17 protein-coding genes are annotated in these 15,629 nt (G+C 71.6%); 7 read left to right on the forward strand and 10 right to left on the reverse strand.

The features are described 5' to 3' along the window. Nucleotides 1-437: 437 nt before the first annotated feature. Nucleotides 438-887 carry an RpiB/LacA/LacB family sugar-phosphate isomerase gene (locus AQJ46_RS30725; protein WP_059208656.1) on the forward strand — a complete coding sequence of 150 codons (450 nt, stop codon included), beginning with the start codon at nucleotides 438-440 and terminating at the stop codon, nucleotides 885-887. A 213-nt stretch (nucleotides 888-1,100) separates the two neighbouring features. Here AQJ46_RS30725 and AQJ46_RS30730 read toward each other — a convergent pair whose 3' ends face one another. Then, on the reverse strand, nucleotides 1,101-2,072 hold the full coding sequence (locus AQJ46_RS30730) for an NAD-dependent epimerase/dehydratase family protein (RefSeq protein WP_059208657.1): 972 nt from the start codon (nucleotides 2,070-2,072) through the stop codon (nucleotides 1,101-1,103). Nucleotides 2,073-2,103: 31 nt separating this feature from the next. After that, nucleotides 2,104-2,967 (reverse strand): HTH-type transcriptional activator IlvY, encoded by an 864-nt coding sequence (gene ilvY, locus AQJ46_RS30735; RefSeq protein ID WP_059208658.1) that lies wholly within the window; start codon nucleotides 2,965-2,967, stop codon nucleotides 2,104-2,106. Nucleotides 2,968-3,052: 85 nt separating this feature from the next. Between ilvY and AQJ46_RS30740 the strand changes: the two genes are divergently transcribed. Continuing rightward, on the forward strand, nucleotides 3,053-4,522 hold the full coding sequence (locus AQJ46_RS30740; RefSeq protein ID WP_059208659.1) for a ketol-acid reductoisomerase: 1,470 nt from the start codon (nucleotides 3,053-3,055) through the stop codon (nucleotides 4,520-4,522). Nucleotides 4,523-4,557: 35 nt separating this feature from the next. Then, nucleotides 4,558-5,085, forward strand: a complete 528-nt coding sequence (locus AQJ46_RS30745; protein WP_059208660.1) for a hypothetical protein — start codon at nucleotides 4,558-4,560, stop codon at nucleotides 5,083-5,085. A gap of 6 nt (nucleotides 5,086-5,091) precedes the next feature. Here AQJ46_RS30745 and AQJ46_RS30750 read toward each other — a convergent pair whose 3' ends face one another. Genes AQJ46_RS30750 through AQJ46_RS30765 form a run of 4 tightly spaced genes read right to left on the reverse strand, consistent with a single transcriptional unit; the run spans nucleotide 5,092 to nucleotide 7,593 of the window. Further along, entirely contained in the window at nucleotides 5,092-6,015 is a 924-nt protein-coding gene (locus tag AQJ46_RS30750; RefSeq protein WP_059208661.1) for a phosphotriesterase family protein, read from the reverse strand. Beyond that, nucleotides 6,009-6,593, reverse strand: coding sequence for a DUF4865 family protein (locus tag AQJ46_RS30755; RefSeq protein ID WP_059208662.1), 585 nt, complete (start codon nucleotides 6,591-6,593; stop codon nucleotides 6,009-6,011). Before AQJ46_RS30755 ends, AQJ46_RS30750 begins: the two co-directional genes overlap by 7 nt. An 11-nt stretch (nucleotides 6,594-6,604) precedes the next feature. Then, entirely contained in the window at nucleotides 6,605-7,000 is a 396-nt protein-coding gene (locus AQJ46_RS30760) for a (R)-mandelonitrile lyase (protein WP_059208663.1), read from the reverse strand. Between the two features lie 14 nt (nucleotides 7,001-7,014). Continuing rightward, complete coding sequence (locus AQJ46_RS30765; RefSeq protein WP_059208664.1) at nucleotides 7,015-7,593, reverse strand: TetR/AcrR family transcriptional regulator; 579 nt, start codon at nucleotides 7,591-7,593, stop codon at nucleotides 7,015-7,017. 140 nt (nucleotides 7,594-7,733) lie between these two features. Here AQJ46_RS30765 and AQJ46_RS30770 point away from each other — a divergent pair, with 140 nt between their 5' ends. The 3 genes from AQJ46_RS30770 to AQJ46_RS30780 are packed head-to-tail and all read left to right on the forward strand — an operon-like array spanning nucleotide 7,734 to nucleotide 11,340. Then, nucleotides 7,734-8,027, forward strand: coding sequence for an SHOCT domain-containing protein (locus tag AQJ46_RS30770; protein WP_059208665.1), 294 nt, complete (start codon nucleotides 7,734-7,736; stop codon nucleotides 8,025-8,027). Beyond that, the gene (locus AQJ46_RS30775) at nucleotides 8,024-8,782 is read left to right on the forward strand and encodes an ABC transporter ATP-binding protein (RefSeq protein ID WP_059208666.1); all 759 of its coding nucleotides are present in this window, start codon (nucleotides 8,024-8,026) and stop codon (nucleotides 8,780-8,782) included. Before AQJ46_RS30770 ends, AQJ46_RS30775 begins: the two co-directional genes overlap by 4 nt. Continuing rightward, nucleotides 8,779-11,340: an ABC transporter permease gene (locus AQJ46_RS30780; protein ID WP_059208667.1), complete on the forward strand. Its 2,562-nt coding sequence runs from the start codon at nucleotides 8,779-8,781 to the stop codon at nucleotides 11,338-11,340. Before AQJ46_RS30775 ends, AQJ46_RS30780 begins: the two co-directional genes overlap by 4 nt. A gap of 176 nt (nucleotides 11,341-11,516) precedes the next feature. On the opposite strand, the gene AQJ46_RS30785 is transcribed toward AQJ46_RS30780, so the two are convergent. Continuing rightward, nucleotides 11,517-12,038: an ATP-binding protein gene (locus tag AQJ46_RS30785; RefSeq protein WP_059208668.1), complete on the reverse strand. Its 522-nt coding sequence runs from the start codon at nucleotides 12,036-12,038 to the stop codon at nucleotides 11,517-11,519. Nucleotides 12,039-12,223: 185 nt separating this feature from the next. Next, entirely contained in the window at nucleotides 12,224-12,547 is a 324-nt protein-coding gene (locus tag AQJ46_RS30790; protein WP_057617772.1) for a hypothetical protein, read from the reverse strand. Nucleotides 12,548-12,891: 344 nt separating this feature from the next. Here AQJ46_RS30790 and cds1 point away from each other — a divergent pair, with 344 nt between their 5' ends. Further along, complete coding sequence (cds1, locus tag AQJ46_RS30795) at nucleotides 12,892-14,037, forward strand: L-cysteine desulfhydrase Cds1 (RefSeq protein ID WP_057617771.1); 1,146 nt, start codon at nucleotides 12,892-12,894, stop codon at nucleotides 14,035-14,037. A gap of 128 nt (nucleotides 14,038-14,165) precedes the next feature. Here cds1 and AQJ46_RS30800 read toward each other — a convergent pair whose 3' ends face one another. Both AQJ46_RS30800 and AQJ46_RS30805 read right to left on the reverse strand, forming a co-directional pair. Then, nucleotides 14,166-14,645, reverse strand: coding sequence for an SRPBCC family protein (locus AQJ46_RS30800; RefSeq protein ID WP_059208669.1), 480 nt, complete (start codon nucleotides 14,643-14,645; stop codon nucleotides 14,166-14,168). Nucleotides 14,646-14,695: 50 nt separating this feature from the next. Then, nucleotides 14,696-15,526, reverse strand: coding sequence for a DeoR/GlpR family DNA-binding transcription regulator (locus AQJ46_RS30805; protein WP_057617769.1), 831 nt, complete (start codon nucleotides 15,524-15,526; stop codon nucleotides 14,696-14,698). Nucleotides 15,527-15,629: the final 103 nt, after the last annotated feature.

Raw genomic sequence — 15,629 nt, forward strand, 5'->3', positions numbered from 1 at the left:
TTGCATCCACTGGTTGAACCTGGTCAGTGGTCGAGCCGCTTCGGGAGCAGCGGGAGCGGCAGAATCTGCAACGCATGCGGGCTGGCACGGCGTGGGTCGAAAACGACTACGTGTTCACGGGCAACCGGGGCCAGCCCATGAATCAGGATGCTTTGGCTGGCGCTTTCAAGGCCTTTGCAAGAGGTTGGGGCTGCGTGTCATCCGTCTGCACGACCTGCGCCACGGTGCCTCCAGCCTGCTGGCTGACACCGGCGCAGGCCATCTTGGGGCACAGCCACTTCGACACGACGATGTCCGTTTACACTCATGCTGCCCTCCAGGCGCAGCGTGAGACGTTGGACAGGGTCGGGTCGCTTCTGCGGGCCGACGAAACTGATGTCTAAAATTGATGTCACCGAGCCGTTCGAGGCCTCTGACTGGGGAGGACGAAGCCGCGCATGATGATCTCCGTCTCCTCGGACATGGACGAACCAGTCGCGCGCACCCTCGTCGACGAACTGGGCGCGCGGGGCCACGACGTGGTCGCCTACGGCGCCCTGAGCCCCGGCGCGGACCCGCAGTGGGCCGTCTGCTCCGAGGCCGCGGCCCGTGAGGTGGCCGCGGGGACGGCCGACCAGGCCATTGTGTGCTGCTGGACCGGCACCGGCGCCTCCATCGCCGCGAACAAGGTGCCCGGCGTACGGGCCGCCCTGTGCACGGACGCCTACACGGCGGACGGCGCCCGCCGCTGGAACGACGCCAACGTCCTGGCCCTGAGCCTCCGCCTCACCTCCGAGCCACTCCTCAAGGAGATCCTCGACGCCTGGTTCACCGCCTCGCCGAGCCAGGACGCCGAGGACCGGGAGAACGTGGCCCGAGTGGGACGCCTGGACGCCGGCCGGGCCTAGACCTGTCGTCAATTCCCGCCTGCCGTGCGGCGTCTGACACGCGCGCTCGCCGCGTTGCCGAACCGCCGACGTGGCTCCGTCACGACGGCGGTCCGGTGCCGTGCGATCGCACGCTCCCCCACGCTCGCGCGGGAGGGCCCATTGCCGCCGCTCGGCCCGCCCTCCGGAGGGACGACGGGCATGTGACGACAGGGCCTGGAAGCTCGCGTCGGGTCAGACGCCGAGCGGGCCGGCCACCTTCAGTTCCTCGCGGTCGATCAGCCATCGCACCGACTCCAGTACGGCGGCCTCCGGTTCGTAGCGCGGCGTGTAGCCGAGGAGGGTCCTGGCCTTCTCGATGGTGAGGTACTGGCTGCGGTACAGGTGCTCCCAGCTCGCCTCGGCGTGCTCCGGGGCCGTGGTCCGGCGGAACTGTTCCCAGGTCACCGGCTCCAGCGACGCGGCCCGGCCGAACCAGCCGGCCGCGATGCGGGCGTATCCGCGGACGTTCAGCGCGGTGGGGGCGACGACGTTGAAGTCCTCTCCCGCCGCCGCGTCCCGGTGCTCGACCGCCCTTTCGAAGGCCTGGGCGACATCGTCGGCGTGCACATGGTGCATCAGCTCGACACCGATCCCCGGGATCGGCAGCGGCCGTCCGGCCGAGAGGGCGTACCAGACCGCGGGGTCGAGGTTTCCCAGCGGACCGATCGGGTGCCAGCCCGGCCCGACGATGTGCCCGGGGTGCAGCGACGTGGTCACCAGACCCCCGGAAGCGGTCTCCTCCTTCAGCATCCGGGCGATCCGGTCCTTCTGGATGCCGTACTCCCCGATCGGCGCGGTGCCCGTGGTCTCGGAGATCGGCAGCTTGTCGCTCGGACCGAAGCGCCACACAGAGCCGCAGTGCAGCAGGTGCCCGACCTCGCCCCGCAGCCGCTCGACCAGTGCGGTGGCCGCTTCCAGCGTGAAGCAGACCAGGTCGATCACGGCGTCCGGGGCCAGGCCTGCCACCCGGTCACCGAAGGTGCCCTCGGCGTCCTCCTGTTGCCGGTCGGCGACGACCTGGCGGACCTGCTGCCACTCGGGAGCCTCGGTGTAGGCCCTGCGGGTGCCACGGCTGATGTTGATCACTTCGTGGCCGGCCCGCACCAGGCGGGGGACGAGGAAGGTGCCGATGTGGCCGCTTCCGCCGATGACGACGACTCGCATGCGTTTCCCCTCAGTGTCGAGCAGGTCAGTGTCAGGTAGGAGTATCCGGCGGCACCGTCAGGCTCCACAGCGCCGCCACCAGCGGTCGGCGCAGATCGGACCGCCGAACGCACAGGCCGATCGGGAAGTGTTCGGGCCGCGGATCGGCGGGAACCTCCGACAGCCGTTCGCGCCCCGCGCTGTGTTCCAGTACGAGGCGGGGGACCACGCCCGTGCCGCAGCCCAGGGCGACCAGCGTCAGCAGTCCTTCGTGACCGTCGGGCTCGCAGGCCACGTCGGGGACCGCGCCCCGGGCACGGAACCAGCGGTCGGCCGCCTCGCGGACGAGCCCGCGGTGGGGGAGGACGAACGGCCCCTCCAGGTCCGGGTCCGGACGGTCCCGCGCGGTGACGAGGACCAGGTCGGTCACCGCGACCGTCCGGCTCACCAGCCCTTCCGGCAGCCGCGCCGGGATCCCCGCCACGGCCACGTCCACCTCGCCCTCGTCCAGGCGGGCCAGGGCGGCCGCCGCGTCACCCGTGCGCAGGTCCAGCCGTACCTGGGGATGGGCCGCGCGGAACGGCGCCAACAGGTCGGGCAGCAGGGCCTGGCAGGCGGTGACCGTCGCGAACACCGCGAGGCGGCCGGTCAGTTCGGCCGGATCCGGATGCTCCTCGCGGTAGGCGCGCCACAACTCCAGGGCCTGGACGGCGTATGTGCGGAACCGGTGCCCTTGCGCGGTCAGCGACACCCCGCGCGGGCCGCGGTCGAACAGCCGATGCCCGAGGCCCGCCTCCAGCCGCTGCACGGTCCTGGTCAGCGTGGCCGGACTGACGTGGCAGTCGAGGCTCGTCCGGCCGAAGTTCAGCGTCTGAGCGAGGTGCAGGAAGAGACGCAACTCTCGGTGATCATCCATGTGACCTGAGCCTTTCAGTTCACGCAACAGTGTGCTGCGAAAGTTGCGCTTGCTGCAATGCTCGGCCGGAGCCTACAACTCCACCATGACCTCCACCACGTACACCTCCGGCGTCTTCGCCCTCGAAACCATGGACGTCCCCGGCGGCTCGGAGACCGTCCTGCGCGGCGGCCGGCACCTGTTCCCGCTGCTGCCCCGGGCCTTCGCCGGGGTCCGCCGCATCGGCGTGCTCGGCTGGGGCCCGCAGGGCCGGGCCCAGGCGCTCAACCTGCGCGACTCCCTCGCCGGCACCGGCATCCGGGTGGTCGTGGGCCTGCGCCCCGGCTCGCGCTCGGCCGCCGACGCGCGCGCCCACGGCTTCACCGAGGAGGACGGCACGCTCGGCGACTGGCTCGCGGTCGCCGCCGACAGCGACCTGGTCGTGCTGCTGATCGCGGACGCGGCGCTCGCCGCCCACCACCGGGAGATCTTCGCGGTGCTGAAGCCCGGCGCGGCCATCGGACTCTCGCACGGCTTCCTGCTCGGCCATCTCCGGGAGACCGGCGGCGAGTTCCCGGCCGGGCACCCCGTGATCGCCGTGTGCCCCAAGGGCATGGGCGACTCCGTGCGGCGTCTCTACCAGCAGGGCGCCGACGTCAACGGCGCCGGGATCAACAGCAGTTTCGCCGTGCACGCCGACCCCGACGGCCGGGCGGTCGACCTCGCGCTCGGCTGGTCGGTGGCGCTCGGATCGCCGTACACCTTCCGGACCACGCTGCACAGCGAGTACCTCTCGGACATCGTCGGCGAGCGCGCGATCCTGCTCGGCGCCGTGCACGGCATCGTCGAGACGCTGTACACGCGCTACCGCCTGGGCGGGGACGACGAGGTGACGGCGTACGAGAGGTCCTGCGAGAACGTCACCGGGCCGATCGCCCGCACCATCTCGCACTCGGGCCTGCGGGCGGTCCGCGACGGCCTCTCCCCGTCCGGCCGGGAGGCCTTCGACCGGGCGTACACGGCCACGTACGGGCCCGCTCGCGAGATCGTCGCGGAGATCTACGACGAGGTCGCCGACGGCACCGAGTTGCGCAGCGTGATCCTGGCCGAACGCCGGCTCGGGGCACGGCCGATGAGTGAGATCGGCGGCTCGCCCATGTGGGGCGCCGGGGAGAAGGTGCGGGCGCGGCGGGGCGAACGCGCCCTGCCCGTCGAGCCGGTCACCGCCGGGGTCTTCGTCGCCACCATGGTCGCCCAGATCGACGAGTTCGCCGAGCGCGGCCACCCCTGGTCCGAGATCGTCAACGAATCCGTCATCGAGGCCGTCGACTCCCTCCTGCCCTACATGCACGCCCGCGACGTGGCCCACATGGTCGACAACTGCTCCCGCACGGCCCGCCTCGGCGCCCGCCGCTGGGGGCCGCGCTTCCAGGCCGCCTACGAGCAGATCGCCTACCCGGCCGCCGAACTCCCGGCGGACGAGAGCCTGGTGGCGGCCTTCGTGAGCCACCCCGCGCACGAGGCGCTGGCCGCGGCGGCGAAACTGCGTCCCTCCGTGGACATCTCGGTGGCGTAGGGCCGTTGTCAGTGGCGGCGATTAGCCTGCTGCGCATGATCGAGACGACTGCGGGCGACCGCGCCTTTCCGCCCGCCCTGGCCGACGTGGCCCGCGTGGAGTTCGACTACGACGACGGCGAGGGCGTCGACTTCGAGCCGTACGACGCCTTCGACTCGGCCGAGGAGACCACCGACTGGCTGCGCCACTGGACCGGCAACCACCAACTGGACGGCGATGCCTACCGGGTCTTCGGGCAGGACGGCACAGGTGGCCTCGCCGCCCTGTGGTGCGTGCGGCCGGGGCGGCCCCTCGCCGAGCAGCCCGTGGTGTTCCTGGGCTCGGAGGGCGAGCGCGGTGTGGTGGCGGCGAACCTGTCCGACTTCCTGTGGGTGCTCGCCGATGGCCTGGGGCCTTTGGAGGTCGTGGATTTCGAGCAGTACGAGGGCCGTCCGAGCGCGGCGCTGACCGCACTCGCCCAACGCCACGCGACCACCCCGCGCCGCACCACCCGGGACATCGTCACCACCGCCCAGGCGGAGTTCCCGACCTTCTCCGAGGACATCGACGCGCTCTGCCGGTGAGCGGCGTCATGGCCGACTCCACTCCACGGCCAGGGCGCGACCAGGGTTGTCGGTGAGGATGCGCCGCACCAGATCCTCACCCAGGTCGGCCGTGAGGCGCGGCCGCACCCGGCGCAACAGATACGGCATCCCCGGGCCGCCGTTGACCGAGCGGGCCGCCGCGGTCGTGGTGTCACCGCCGAGCAGCAGCCGGTCGCCGTGTCCCGCGTCCGCGAGCTCCCGCACCGCGTCGGGCATGCGCCAGTCCGTGGCGTGGTTGGCGCGCGAGGGTCCGTCGAAGGCGAGGTAGCAGCCCGACGCCGCGGCCTGGCGGTGCACCGTGAAGTCGGGGGAGCGGTTGAGGTGCCCGAGGATCACTCGCTGCGCCGGCACCCCCAACTCCCCGCACAGCAGCTCCAGTACGTCCAGCGCACCGGTTCCCAGCTCCAGGTGGACGGCGATCGGCGCCCCCGTCGCGTGATGCGCCTCGGCTGCCGCGGTCATCGTCCAGCGGGCGTGCGCGTCCAGCGCGTGGAAGCCGCCCGCCACCTTGATCAGCCCCGCGCGGACCCCCGACGGCCCGATGCCCTCGGTCAGTTCGGTGACGAACACGTCGGCCAGCCGGCGGCGCAACCCGGCGAGCGTGGCGTCGTCGTAGTGGACGGCCTGGTGCAATCCGGTCGCGGCGACGATCCGCACCCCGGTCTCCCGGGACAGCGCCGGCAGCTCGTCGGCCCGCCGCCCCAGCCCGTACGGCGTCCACTGCACCACTGCGCCGCCGCCCTGCGCGGCGAACGCCGTCAGCTCGGCCCGCGCCGCCGAGACGCTCCGCAGCTCCTGCCCCGGCAGTTGGGGGCTGCCGAAGAACAGGTGGTCGTGCGCGTCGCACACACCGAGCTCCTCGGCGGGGACGTCCCCGGCCACCGTCCGGACCGCGACCGCGCTCACCACTGACGCCCCCGAGGCAGCCGCTCCCGTCCCGGCGCCGACACGTGCAGCACCTCGAACAGATCGCCGTCGGCCTTCGGTGCTTCGTGCGCCCACAGCGAGAAGTGCACGAGCTCCCAGCGGGCCGTGTCCACGGCGGCCGCCGCGAACACCGCGCCGTCCTCCCCGGCCAGCCGCCCCGTCTCCTCCACCGCGTCCACCATCAGCCCTGCCAACTCCACGCCCTCGGGCACCGGTTGACGCCTGCGGACCGCCGACCTGCCGGGAGAGCCGACTGCGCCGCCCTCCTCGTACGACAGACCTGTCCACTGCCGCACCGACGGCCGCCCGAAGTCGTTGCTGAGCCCCTGGAAGGCGCCTCCCCAGAGGAAGGTGTTCATGCCCTCCACGGTGTCCCAGAGGTAGAAGGGGGCGTACTGGTTGACGGGCGAGCCGTTCACCCCGCGCTCGCGGATCAGGTACGTCTTGAAGCCGAGCCCCTCCCAGTCGTCCAGCAGATGCCCGATCCGGGCCACCCGGGCGCGGATGACGGCCATGTCGTAGTCGGCGGGCAGGGTGAGCTCGTACTGCATGGCGTGCATCGGATGCCTCCTCAGGCGGAGTAGTCCTCGGGGGCGACGTGCGCGGCCCAGTCGGCGGTCGTGCCGTCCTCGGCGGCCTCGACGACCGCGAGATGGGTCATGAAGGTGCGCGGCCCGGCTCCGTGCCAGTGCCACTCGCCCGGCTCGATCCACACCGTGTCACCCGCGCGGACCGGCTCGACGGCACCGCCCCTGCGCTGCACCAGCCCCTCGCCCTCCAGGACATGCAGCACCTGGCCGTGCGGATGGCGGTGCCACGCGGTGTGGGCGCCGGGCGCGAAATGGACGTTGAACATCCGCAGCCGGGACGGCGAGGCGGGCGCGGCGATCTCGTCGAGCCACACCGTCCCCGTGAAGTTCTCGGCCGGCCCCTGCCGGGTCTCCGGGCGCTGTCGGGTGATCTGCACGTCGGTCGACTCCCTTACGGCGACGGTGGTGTGAGCAGTGAGAGCAGACCCCGCACGCCCGTGTCGAACGCGGCGGGCGAGCCGGACGCGCGGGCGAGGACATAGCCGCCCTGGACCGTCGCGAGAACGGTCGCCGCGATCTCCTCGCCGTCCAGCGAGGGCGCGAACTGGCCCTGTTCCTTGCCCTCTTCGACGATCCCGGCGATGCGCTCACGGATCCAGTCGATCGTCTCGTCGACGGGCGCGCGCAGTTCGTCGCTGGCGATGACGTCCGGGTCCATCGTGAGGCGGCCGATCGGGCACCCGCGCAGCACGTCCCGCTCGCGCCGCAGATACGCCTCGATGCGCTCGTACGGCGTGCCGGGCCCGCCGAGTACTCCCTCCGCGGTGGCCCGCAGGTCCTCGGCGGTCCGCCGAATCGCGGCCAGGGCGAGGTCGGGCTTGCCCTTGAAGTGGTGGTACATGCTGCCCTGTCCGGCCCCCGCGCGCTCCAGGATCGCCTTGGGGCTGGTTCCCACATAGCCGCGCTCCCACAGGAGCTCACGGGTGGACTCGATCAGTCGGTCCGAGGTGCTCATGGGCTCACTGTACATACTAGTAGTTACAAGAGTCGATGCCTTCTCGTACTCCCCGGGAGGTATCCGCACTGCCGCTGTCCGTACGACGACCCGACCCCCTCTCCGGAGCCAGTCTCGAGTCATCACGACAAGACCCACCGAGGAGATGACTCAAGATGCAGACACTCGCGCACTGGGACGGCGGCCCCGGCCCGTGGATCCTTTTCTTCCCGCTGATCTGGGCGGCCGTCGTGCTCGGCGTCGTCACCGTCCTGCGCCGCACCGTCTGGCGCGGCCGCCGCGGACCGTGGCGCGCCATGGCCGACGCCGGCCCCTCCGGCGACTCACCGATCGCCATGCTCGGCCGCCGCTTCGCCTCGGGTGAGATCGACGAGGACGAGTACTGGCGCCGGCTGTCCGTCCTGGACGAGCAGTTCGGCCGTACGGCGGGCAAGGGCGGTGCGGCATGACCACCACGACCGCCTCGACGGGGACCCTGTCGGCCGCCCGGGTGGTCGACGCCGTGAAGGTGTACGGCAGCGGCGACACCAGGGTGCGGGCCCTGGACGGGGTGAGCGTCGACTTTCCGGCCGGCCGCTTCACCGCGATCATGGGGCCCTCGGGCTCCGGCAAGTCCACCCTCATGCACTGCGCGGCCGGCCTCGACACGCTCACCGAGGGCGTCTCCTACATCGGCGACACCGACCTCGGCTCGCTCGACGACCGCCGTCTGACCCTGCTGCGCCGGGACCGCGTCGGCTTCGTCTTCCAGGCGTTCAACCTGGTGCCGACGCTGACCGTCGAGGAGAACATCAGGCTGCCGCTGGACCTCGCGGGAGGCAAGGGTGACCCGGAGTGGATCGACGCGCTGATCGAGGTGGTCGGCCTGCGCGACCGGCTCCGGCACCGGCCCGCCGAGCTGTCCGGCGGACAGCAGCAACGCGTCGCCGTGGCCCGGGCGTTCGCCGGCCGACCGGACGTCGTCTTCGCCGACGAGCCCACCGGGAACCTCGACTCCCGCTCCGGCGGCGAGGTCCTCGGCCTCCTCGCCAGGACCGTGCGGCAGACGGCCCGCACGGTCGTCATGGTCACCCACGACCCGGTCGCCGCCGCCCACGCCGACGAGGTCGTCTTCCTCGCCGACGGGCGCCTGGTGGACCGTATGGAATCCCCCACCGCCGACCGCGTCCTGGACCGGCTGAAGGCCTTCGAGGTGCCCTCATGAACGCCTCCGTACGGCTGAGCACGTCCTCCCTGCGGGCCCACAAGCGGCGCTTCGCCGGGACCTTCCTGGCGGTGTTCCTCGGCGTGGCGTTCCTCGCCGGGACGCTCGTCATGGGCGACACGCTCCGCGCCGGCTTCGACACCATGTTCGGCAACGCGACCAGCGGCACCGACGCCGTGGTCCGCAGTGCCGAGGCCATCACCACGCCGGGGGAGAGCCAGGGGGTGCGCGAGCCGGTCGACACCGACCTGGTCAAGACCGTCGAGCAGGTCCCCGGTGTCGCGGCCGCCGCCCCCGACGTCCAGGGCGCGGGCCAGTTGATCGGCGCCGACGGCAAGCCCATCGGCGGCCAGGGCCCACCCACCCTGGCCGGAAACTGGATCGACGACCCCGAGCTCAACCCGTACCGACTCGCCGAAGGCCGTGCACCGAAGAAGTCCGGCGAGGTCGTCGTCAACCGCGGTACCGCCGACCGGGGCGATCTGAAGATCGGCGACACGACGATCCTGCGTACGCCCGACCCCGTCGAGGTGACGATCGTCGGCCTCGCGACCTTCGGCGGCGAGGACGGCATGGCCCAGGTGACCTTCACCGGCATGACCCTGTCCGACGCCGAGAAGTACCTCACGGCCAGGCCGGGGGAGGCGTCGAGCATCCAGGTGCGGGCGGGTCCGGGCGTCGGGCAGCAGGAGCTCGTCGACCGGTTGACTCCCGTGCTGCCCAGGGGTGTTGAAGCGATCTCCGGTCAGGAGTCGACCGAAGAGAACACCGATATGATCTCCAGCCAGTTCCTGGACATCTTCACGACCTTCCTGCTGGTCTTCTCGGGCGTGGCCCTCCTGGTCGCCACCTTCTCCATCCACAACACCTTCGCGATCGTCGTGGCCCAACGCACACGCGAGAACGCCCTGTTGCGGGCTCTTGGTGCCTCCCGCCGTCAGGTCACCGCATCCACCCTGACCGAGGCGAGCGTGGTCGCGGTGACCGCGTCGGCCGCGGGCCTCGCCGGCGGCATCGGCGTCGCCGCCGGGCTCCAGGCGCTGTTCCCGGCGATCGGATTCCCCTTCCCCGAGGGTGACTTGGTGATCGGTGTGCTGTCGATGGCGCTGCCACTGGCGGTCGGCATCGTCGTCTGTCTGGGCTCCGCGCTGCTGCCCGCCGTGCGCGCGGGCCGCACCGCACCGCTCGCCGCACTGCGCGAGACGGCCGTCGACCAGTCGGGCGCATCCCGGGTCCGAGCGGTCATCGGCGGGGGACTGGCGGCACTCGCGGTGGCCGTGACGCTCACCGGCGTCCTGGTCTCGCCGTCCCTCTGGCTCGCGGGAGCCGGTTCCGTGACGACCCTGGCCGCGTTCGTGGTCCTCGGCCCGGTCGCCTCCACGACAGCCGTACGGGTCATCGGCGGCCCCCTCGACCGGCTCCGCGGCGTCACCGGCTCGCTCGCCCGGCGCAACGCCCTGCGCAGCCCCAGGCGAACGGCCGCCACCGCGAGCGCGCTGATGATCGGCGTGGCCGTGGTCTCCCTGTTCACGGTGTTCGGAGCCTCCCTGAAGGCCACCATGGACCAGACCGTGTCCCGGTCCTTCGCGGGCGACGTCGCCGTCAGCACCCCCTCGTTCGGTGCGGGCGGCAGCGGCCTCAGCCCCCGGCTCGCCGGAGCGGTCCAGCAACTGCCCGAGGTGGACACTGCGGTGGGCCTCGGTCGCGGTGTCGCCGAAGTCGACGGCAAGGGGCGGGTGTTGACCGTCACCGACCCACTCGCACTGGAGCGCACCTTCGACCTCGGCACGGTGCGGGGCTCCCTGCGCGACCTCGGCACCGACGGCATCGCCCTCACCGAGAAGGAAGCGGAGAAGCAGGGCCTCACGACCGGCGACAAGGCCCGGCTCACCTTCACCGACGGTGTGAAGGACACCTTCACGGTCCGCGCGGTCTACGGGCAGTCCGAGCTGGCGGGGGACTACGTCATCACCCGCGCGGCCTGGGCCCCGCATCGCACGCAGGACTCCGACACCCTCGTCGCGGTCTCCTTCAAGGACGGCGTGAGCACCGGCGCGGGCAAGGCGGCGGTGGAGAAGGTGGCGGCGCGGTACGGCGATCCCGAGGTGCAGACCCGCGACGAGTACGCGCAGTCCTCGGCCGGCGGCATCGACATGATGCTCACACTGGTCTACGCGCTCCTCGCTCTCGCGGTCCTCATCGCCCTGCTGGGCATCGCCAACACGCTGACCCTGGCGATCCACGAGCGCACCCGGGAACTGGGTCTGCTGAGGGCCGTGGGCCAGACCCGGTCCCAGCTCCGCGCCATGGTCCGCTGGGAGTCCGTCCTGGTCGCGGCGTTCGGCACGGTCGGCGGACTCGCCCTCGGCGCCTTTCTCGGCTGGGTCCTGGTCAAGGCCTCGGACGGCGCGAGCGACAGTGCCTTCGCCTTCGCGATGCCACCCCTGCGACTCGCGGTGGTGGCCCTGGTGGGCCTCGCCGCGGGAGCCCTCGCAGGACTGCGCCCTGCCCGGCGCGCGGCCCGTCTGGACGTACTGCGGGCGATCGCCACCGAGTGACGGGCAAGCCGCACCCACGGCGCCGGCGCGCCGGCCGCGAGTGTGCCGGAGGGGCGCGCCGGTGCCGGGACGACGAACGCGCGGTGGCCCGAGGGGCTGAGCACGATCGTCGTCCCGGCACCGGCGGAAAGCGCCCCGCGGGCGAACGAGCGTAAAGAGGAGTCGTCACCGCCCGGTCAGCCGGCAACGGCGGACCGGGCGGGAGCGTGTTCGGGCCTGCGGCTGTCGACCCGCACCTCGGCGTACTTGAGCGCGGTCTTGTCAAGGACGGTTCGCCGCTGTGGCCGCGCGGCGGAGGGCGTCGGCAGGGTGAACCACACGGCCTTCCCCGACTCGCCGTCCGGTCGGACACCCCAGCTCTCGCTGACCGCGGCGACCATCGCGAGCCCTCGCCCGCACGTGGCGAGCGGCTCGGTGTCCTTGATGTCGGCCACGACCGGCAGACGCGGGTCGTGGTCGTGCACCGAGACCGTGAGCCGGTCGAGCAGCAGCTCGATCTCCACGGTGCACGTCTTGTCGGGCTGGGCATGGCGGTGGACGTTGGTCAAAAGCTCCGTCACACCGAGCACGGCCCGGTCTATGAGGGGATCCATATGCCAGTACCGCAACTGCGCGGAAAGGATTCTGCGGACCTGGCCGATCCGCGACGGCAGGGCTTGAAGCTCCACCGTGCAGTGCCTGCTCGGATAACGGATCACGGCTGCGACTCCCCGACGTGAGGTCCGGAAGAACACGGAGTTCGGATCGATCCAGCAGGTGCCTGCGTGAAACGGCCGCCTGCTGTCGTGCCCGGCGGGCTGGTTCGCAGCGTGATCGCCGGTTAACCCAGAGTGATGTGAGATCAGCGTGACTCAGGAGGTGCGGTACCGCAACTCGCGGTGATTCAGCCGCTACGACCGGCAGCCCTGCGTACGGCCTCGATGAACCGGCGTGCGGCGGGCGGCCCCGGCTCGCCCGGAGCGGGGTCGTGATCGCCCAGGGTCAGCAGGTACCGGTTGCCGTTGAGATCCGCGAGGGCCCGGTCGTCCGCCGCGAACCAGGGCTTGGAGGCGCGCACCGCCTGCACGGGTGCGCTGTCGATCTCGCTGCCGTAGCTGGTGAGCAGTTCCAGCCTGCCGTCGTTGATCCGGACCTGACCGGCCCGGGTGAGCGAGCGCAACCTCTTCCCGATCCGCACGCCCGTAGCCGTGAACTCCGGCTCCGCCATGCCGCCCCCTTGTGCGCGTCGGTGTGCCGGCCCGTCGCTCCCGCGTGGGCCGAGAGCCGGCTCCTGTCGTGATCCAGTGTGCGCCCCCGTGCGAGACATCCGTCCCGCCCGGTGCAGTCTGCCCGCCACCGGCGTCCAGCACCAGTGCGCATGACATCTCGCCCGGGGGCGCCCGGAGCACTCGTCCGAATGCGCCCCCGTCGTCGCGTTCCGTGGTGACCCCAGGGGTGTCTTTGGGGCTCTCAAAGGTGTGTTTATGCAGGTGAGAAGCGTGCGGAAGGTGTCTATGATCGAGCCATCGGCCGCGCGACGCGCCGTCGGCGCGCAGTGTTAGGAGCCCAGCCGTGAGCACCCCTCAGCAGACCCGGACCGGCGACACCCTCGATATCGACCGCAGCGACACCGCCTATCGCGGCTGGCTGAAAGAAGCCGTCCGCAAGGTCCAGGCCGACGCCAACCGCTCGGCCGACACGCATCTTCTGCGTTTCCCGCTCCCGGAGATGTGGGGCATCGACCTGTACCTCAAGGACGAGTCGACCCACCCGACCGGCAGCCTCAAGCACCGGCTCGCCCGCTCGCTCTTCCTCTACGGCCTGTGCAATGGCTGGATCCGGCCGGGCCGCCCGGTGATCGAGGCGTCCAGCGGCTCCACGGCCGTGTCCGAGGCGTACTTCGCCAAGCTGATCGGTGTGCCCTTCATCGCGGTCATGCCGCGCACGACGAGCGCCGAGAAGATCCGCCTCATCGAGTTCCACGGCGGCCGGTGCCACTTCGTCGACGACCCGCGCACGATGTACGAGGAGTCCGCCCGCCTCGCGGTGGAGACCGGCGGCCACTACATGGACCAGTTCACCTACGCGGAACGGGCCACGGACTGGCGGGGCAACAACAACATCGCCGAATCCATCTTCCGCCAGCTGGAGTTGGAGCGCTTCCCGGAGCCCGCGTGGATCGTCGCCACCGCCGGCACCGGAGGCACCTCGGCGACCATCGCCCGGTACGTCCACTACATGCAGCACGACACCCGCATCTGTGTGGCAGATCCGGAGAACTCCTGTTTCTTCGAGGGCTGGACCACCGGCGATCCGGACGTCACGTGCGACTGCGGCTCGCGCATCGAGGGCATCGGCCGGCCGCGCATGGAGCCGAGCTTCGTGCCCGGAGCGATCGACCGCATGATGAAGGTCCCGGACGCGGCCAGCGTGGCCGCCGTCCGCGCCCTGGAGCGCACCATCGGCCGCAGGGCGGGCGGCTCGACCGGCACCGGACTGTGGAGCGCGCTGAAGATCATCGCCGAGATGGTGGCCGAAGGGCGCCGGGGGAGCGTCGTCACCCTGCTCTGTGATCCCGGCGACCGGTACCTGGACAAGTACTACTCGGACGCGTGGCTGGCCGAGCAGGGCCTGGACATCGAGCCGTACACGACGGCGATCGCCTCACTGCTGGAGACGGGGATCTGGCCCGGCCACGTCTCTCCCGGCAGGTCCTAGTCGTACTGACCCGCAGGATTGTTCACACAGCTGATCGGTGGCCGCCTGGTGAGGCGCAGGCGGTTCCCGATGACCTTGCCGTCCGTCACCGGCAGGCGACCGGGCCAGGGCCCTGGGGGACGCCCCGGCTAGGATCCCTGCGCAGCGAGCCGCCGGTCCAGCGTGCGGACCGCGTCCCGGAAGGCCCGTCCCAGCCCGGCGCGCCCCAGCTTGGCGACGAGGCGGAACGCCGCCGTGCCGTCCACCGCGAACGTCCAGCGCACATGGGTGCCCGCCCCGGCGGGAGTGAGCCGCCACTCCTCGACGATGGCGCGGGCACCGGGAGCGTTCGCCACGTCGACACGGTAGGCGTACAGCTCGGGGGCCTTCGCCGCGAGGACCGTCTCCTGGAAACGCCCGCCGCCCTTGAGGTGGATCTCCCGGGTCGAACCGTCCCCGGTCGAACGGGCCAGCGTCACGGCGGAGAACCATTCCGCCCAGCCCGGTACGTCCTCGGCGAGCGCCCGGTGAACGGCCTCCGGCGGGGCGGACATCTGCTGGGCGAACTCCAGCCGTACCGGCGCGGTCCCGATGAAGTCGAGCCCCACCTCACGCAGTTGGTGAACCATGGACACCCCCCTGGCGTCGAACGGGAGGTGCCACCCTAACTGACGCTCAGTCAGCTGTCTGTACCGTCAACGGACTCACCGGCCACGACCAGCCGCCGCAGATGCTCGGAGACCTCCGCACGCGCCCCGGCCGGCAGCCCCGCGTCCGTGACCAGCGTGTCGACCTGCTCCAGCGAGGCGAACGAACTCAGGCCCACCGTGCCCCACTTGGTGTGGTCGGCCACCACCACGACCCGCCGGGCCGACTGCACGAGACGCCGGTTGGTCTCCGCCTCCGCGAGGTTCGGCGTGGACAGTCCGGCCTCGACCGATATGCCGTGCACACCGAGGAAGAGCACGTCGAAGTGGAGCGCCCCGATCGCCTGGTCGGCCACCGGGCCCACCAGCGAGTCGGACGGGGTGCGCACACCGCCGGTCAGCACGACGGTCGCCGCGCCCTGACGGGGGCCCGTGGTGCGCTGCGCCGCGTGGAACACGTCGGCGACCCGCACCGAGTTCGTGACGACGGTCAGATCGGGCACATCGAGCAGATGGTGGGCCAGCGCGTACGTCGTCGTACCGCCCGACAGCGCGATCGCGGTGCCCGGGGCGACCAGCTCCGCCGCCGACCGCGCGATGTCCTCCTTGGCGGTCAGCTCCAGACCCGACTTCGCCTCGAAGCCCGGCTCGTGGGTGCTCGCCTCGACCACCGGCACGGCGCCGCCGTGCACCTTCTCCAGCACACCCTGGCGGGCCAGCGCGTCCAGATCGCGCCGCACCGTCATGTCCGACACGCCGAGCTTGCGGGTCAGCTCGTTGACGCGCACCCCGCCCCGGCGCCGGACCTCGTCCAGGATCAGGGCGCGGCGCTGCTCCGCGAGGAGGTTCTGATTCTCACTCACGTACGCTCCGGTCCTTTCGCCTGCCGTCCGACATGCCCTGCGCACCCTCTCCCACAAGCACATTTTGCCCGACCCTGGTGCGCGGGACGTCCCATACTCGCAC

It is taken from the genome of Streptomyces canus (genome assembly GCF_001514145.1).
Classification (GTDB): domain Bacteria; phylum Actinomycetota; class Actinomycetes; order Streptomycetales; family Streptomycetaceae; genus Streptomyces; species Streptomyces canus.

Bases quoted from the DNA above. Each gene is read 5' to 3' on its own strand.
- AQJ46_RS30765 (WP_059208664.1), bottom strand. From the start codon at position 7,593: ATGTACAGTGAGCCCATGAGCACCTCGGACCGACTGATCGAGTCCACC.
- AQJ46_RS30740 (WP_059208659.1), top strand. From the start codon at position 3,053: ATGACCTCCACCACGTACACCTCCGGCGTCTTCGCCCTCGAAACCATG.
- AQJ46_RS30725 (WP_059208656.1), top strand. From the start codon at position 438: ATGATGATCTCCGTCTCCTCGGACATGGACGAACCAGTCGCGCGCACC.
- AQJ46_RS30800 (WP_059208669.1), bottom strand. From the start codon at position 14,645: ATGGTTCACCAACTGCGTGAGGTGGGGCTCGACTTCATCGGGACCGCG.
- AQJ46_RS30780 (WP_059208667.1), top strand. From the start codon at position 8,779: ATGAACGCCTCCGTACGGCTGAGCACGTCCTCCCTGCGGGCCCACAAG.
- AQJ46_RS30775 (WP_059208666.1), top strand. From the start codon at position 8,024: ATGACCACCACGACCGCCTCGACGGGGACCCTGTCGGCCGCCCGGGTG.
- AQJ46_RS30770 (WP_059208665.1), top strand. From the start codon at position 7,734: ATGCAGACACTCGCGCACTGGGACGGCGGCCCCGGCCCGTGGATCCTT.
- AQJ46_RS30755 (WP_059208662.1), bottom strand. From the start codon at position 6,593: ATGCACGCCATGCAGTACGAGCTCACCCTGCCCGCCGACTACGACATG.
- AQJ46_RS30730 (WP_059208657.1), bottom strand. From the start codon at position 2,072: ATGCGAGTCGTCGTCATCGGCGGAAGCGGCCACATCGGCACCTTCCTC.
- ilvY (WP_059208658.1), bottom strand. From the start codon at position 2,967: ATGGATGATCACCGAGAGTTGCGTCTCTTCCTGCACCTCGCTCAGACG.
- AQJ46_RS30745 (WP_059208660.1), top strand. From the start codon at position 4,558: ATGATCGAGACGACTGCGGGCGACCGCGCCTTTCCGCCCGCCCTGGCC.
- AQJ46_RS30790 (WP_057617772.1), bottom strand. From the start codon at position 12,547: ATGGCGGAGCCGGAGTTCACGGCTACGGGCGTGCGGATCGGGAAGAGG.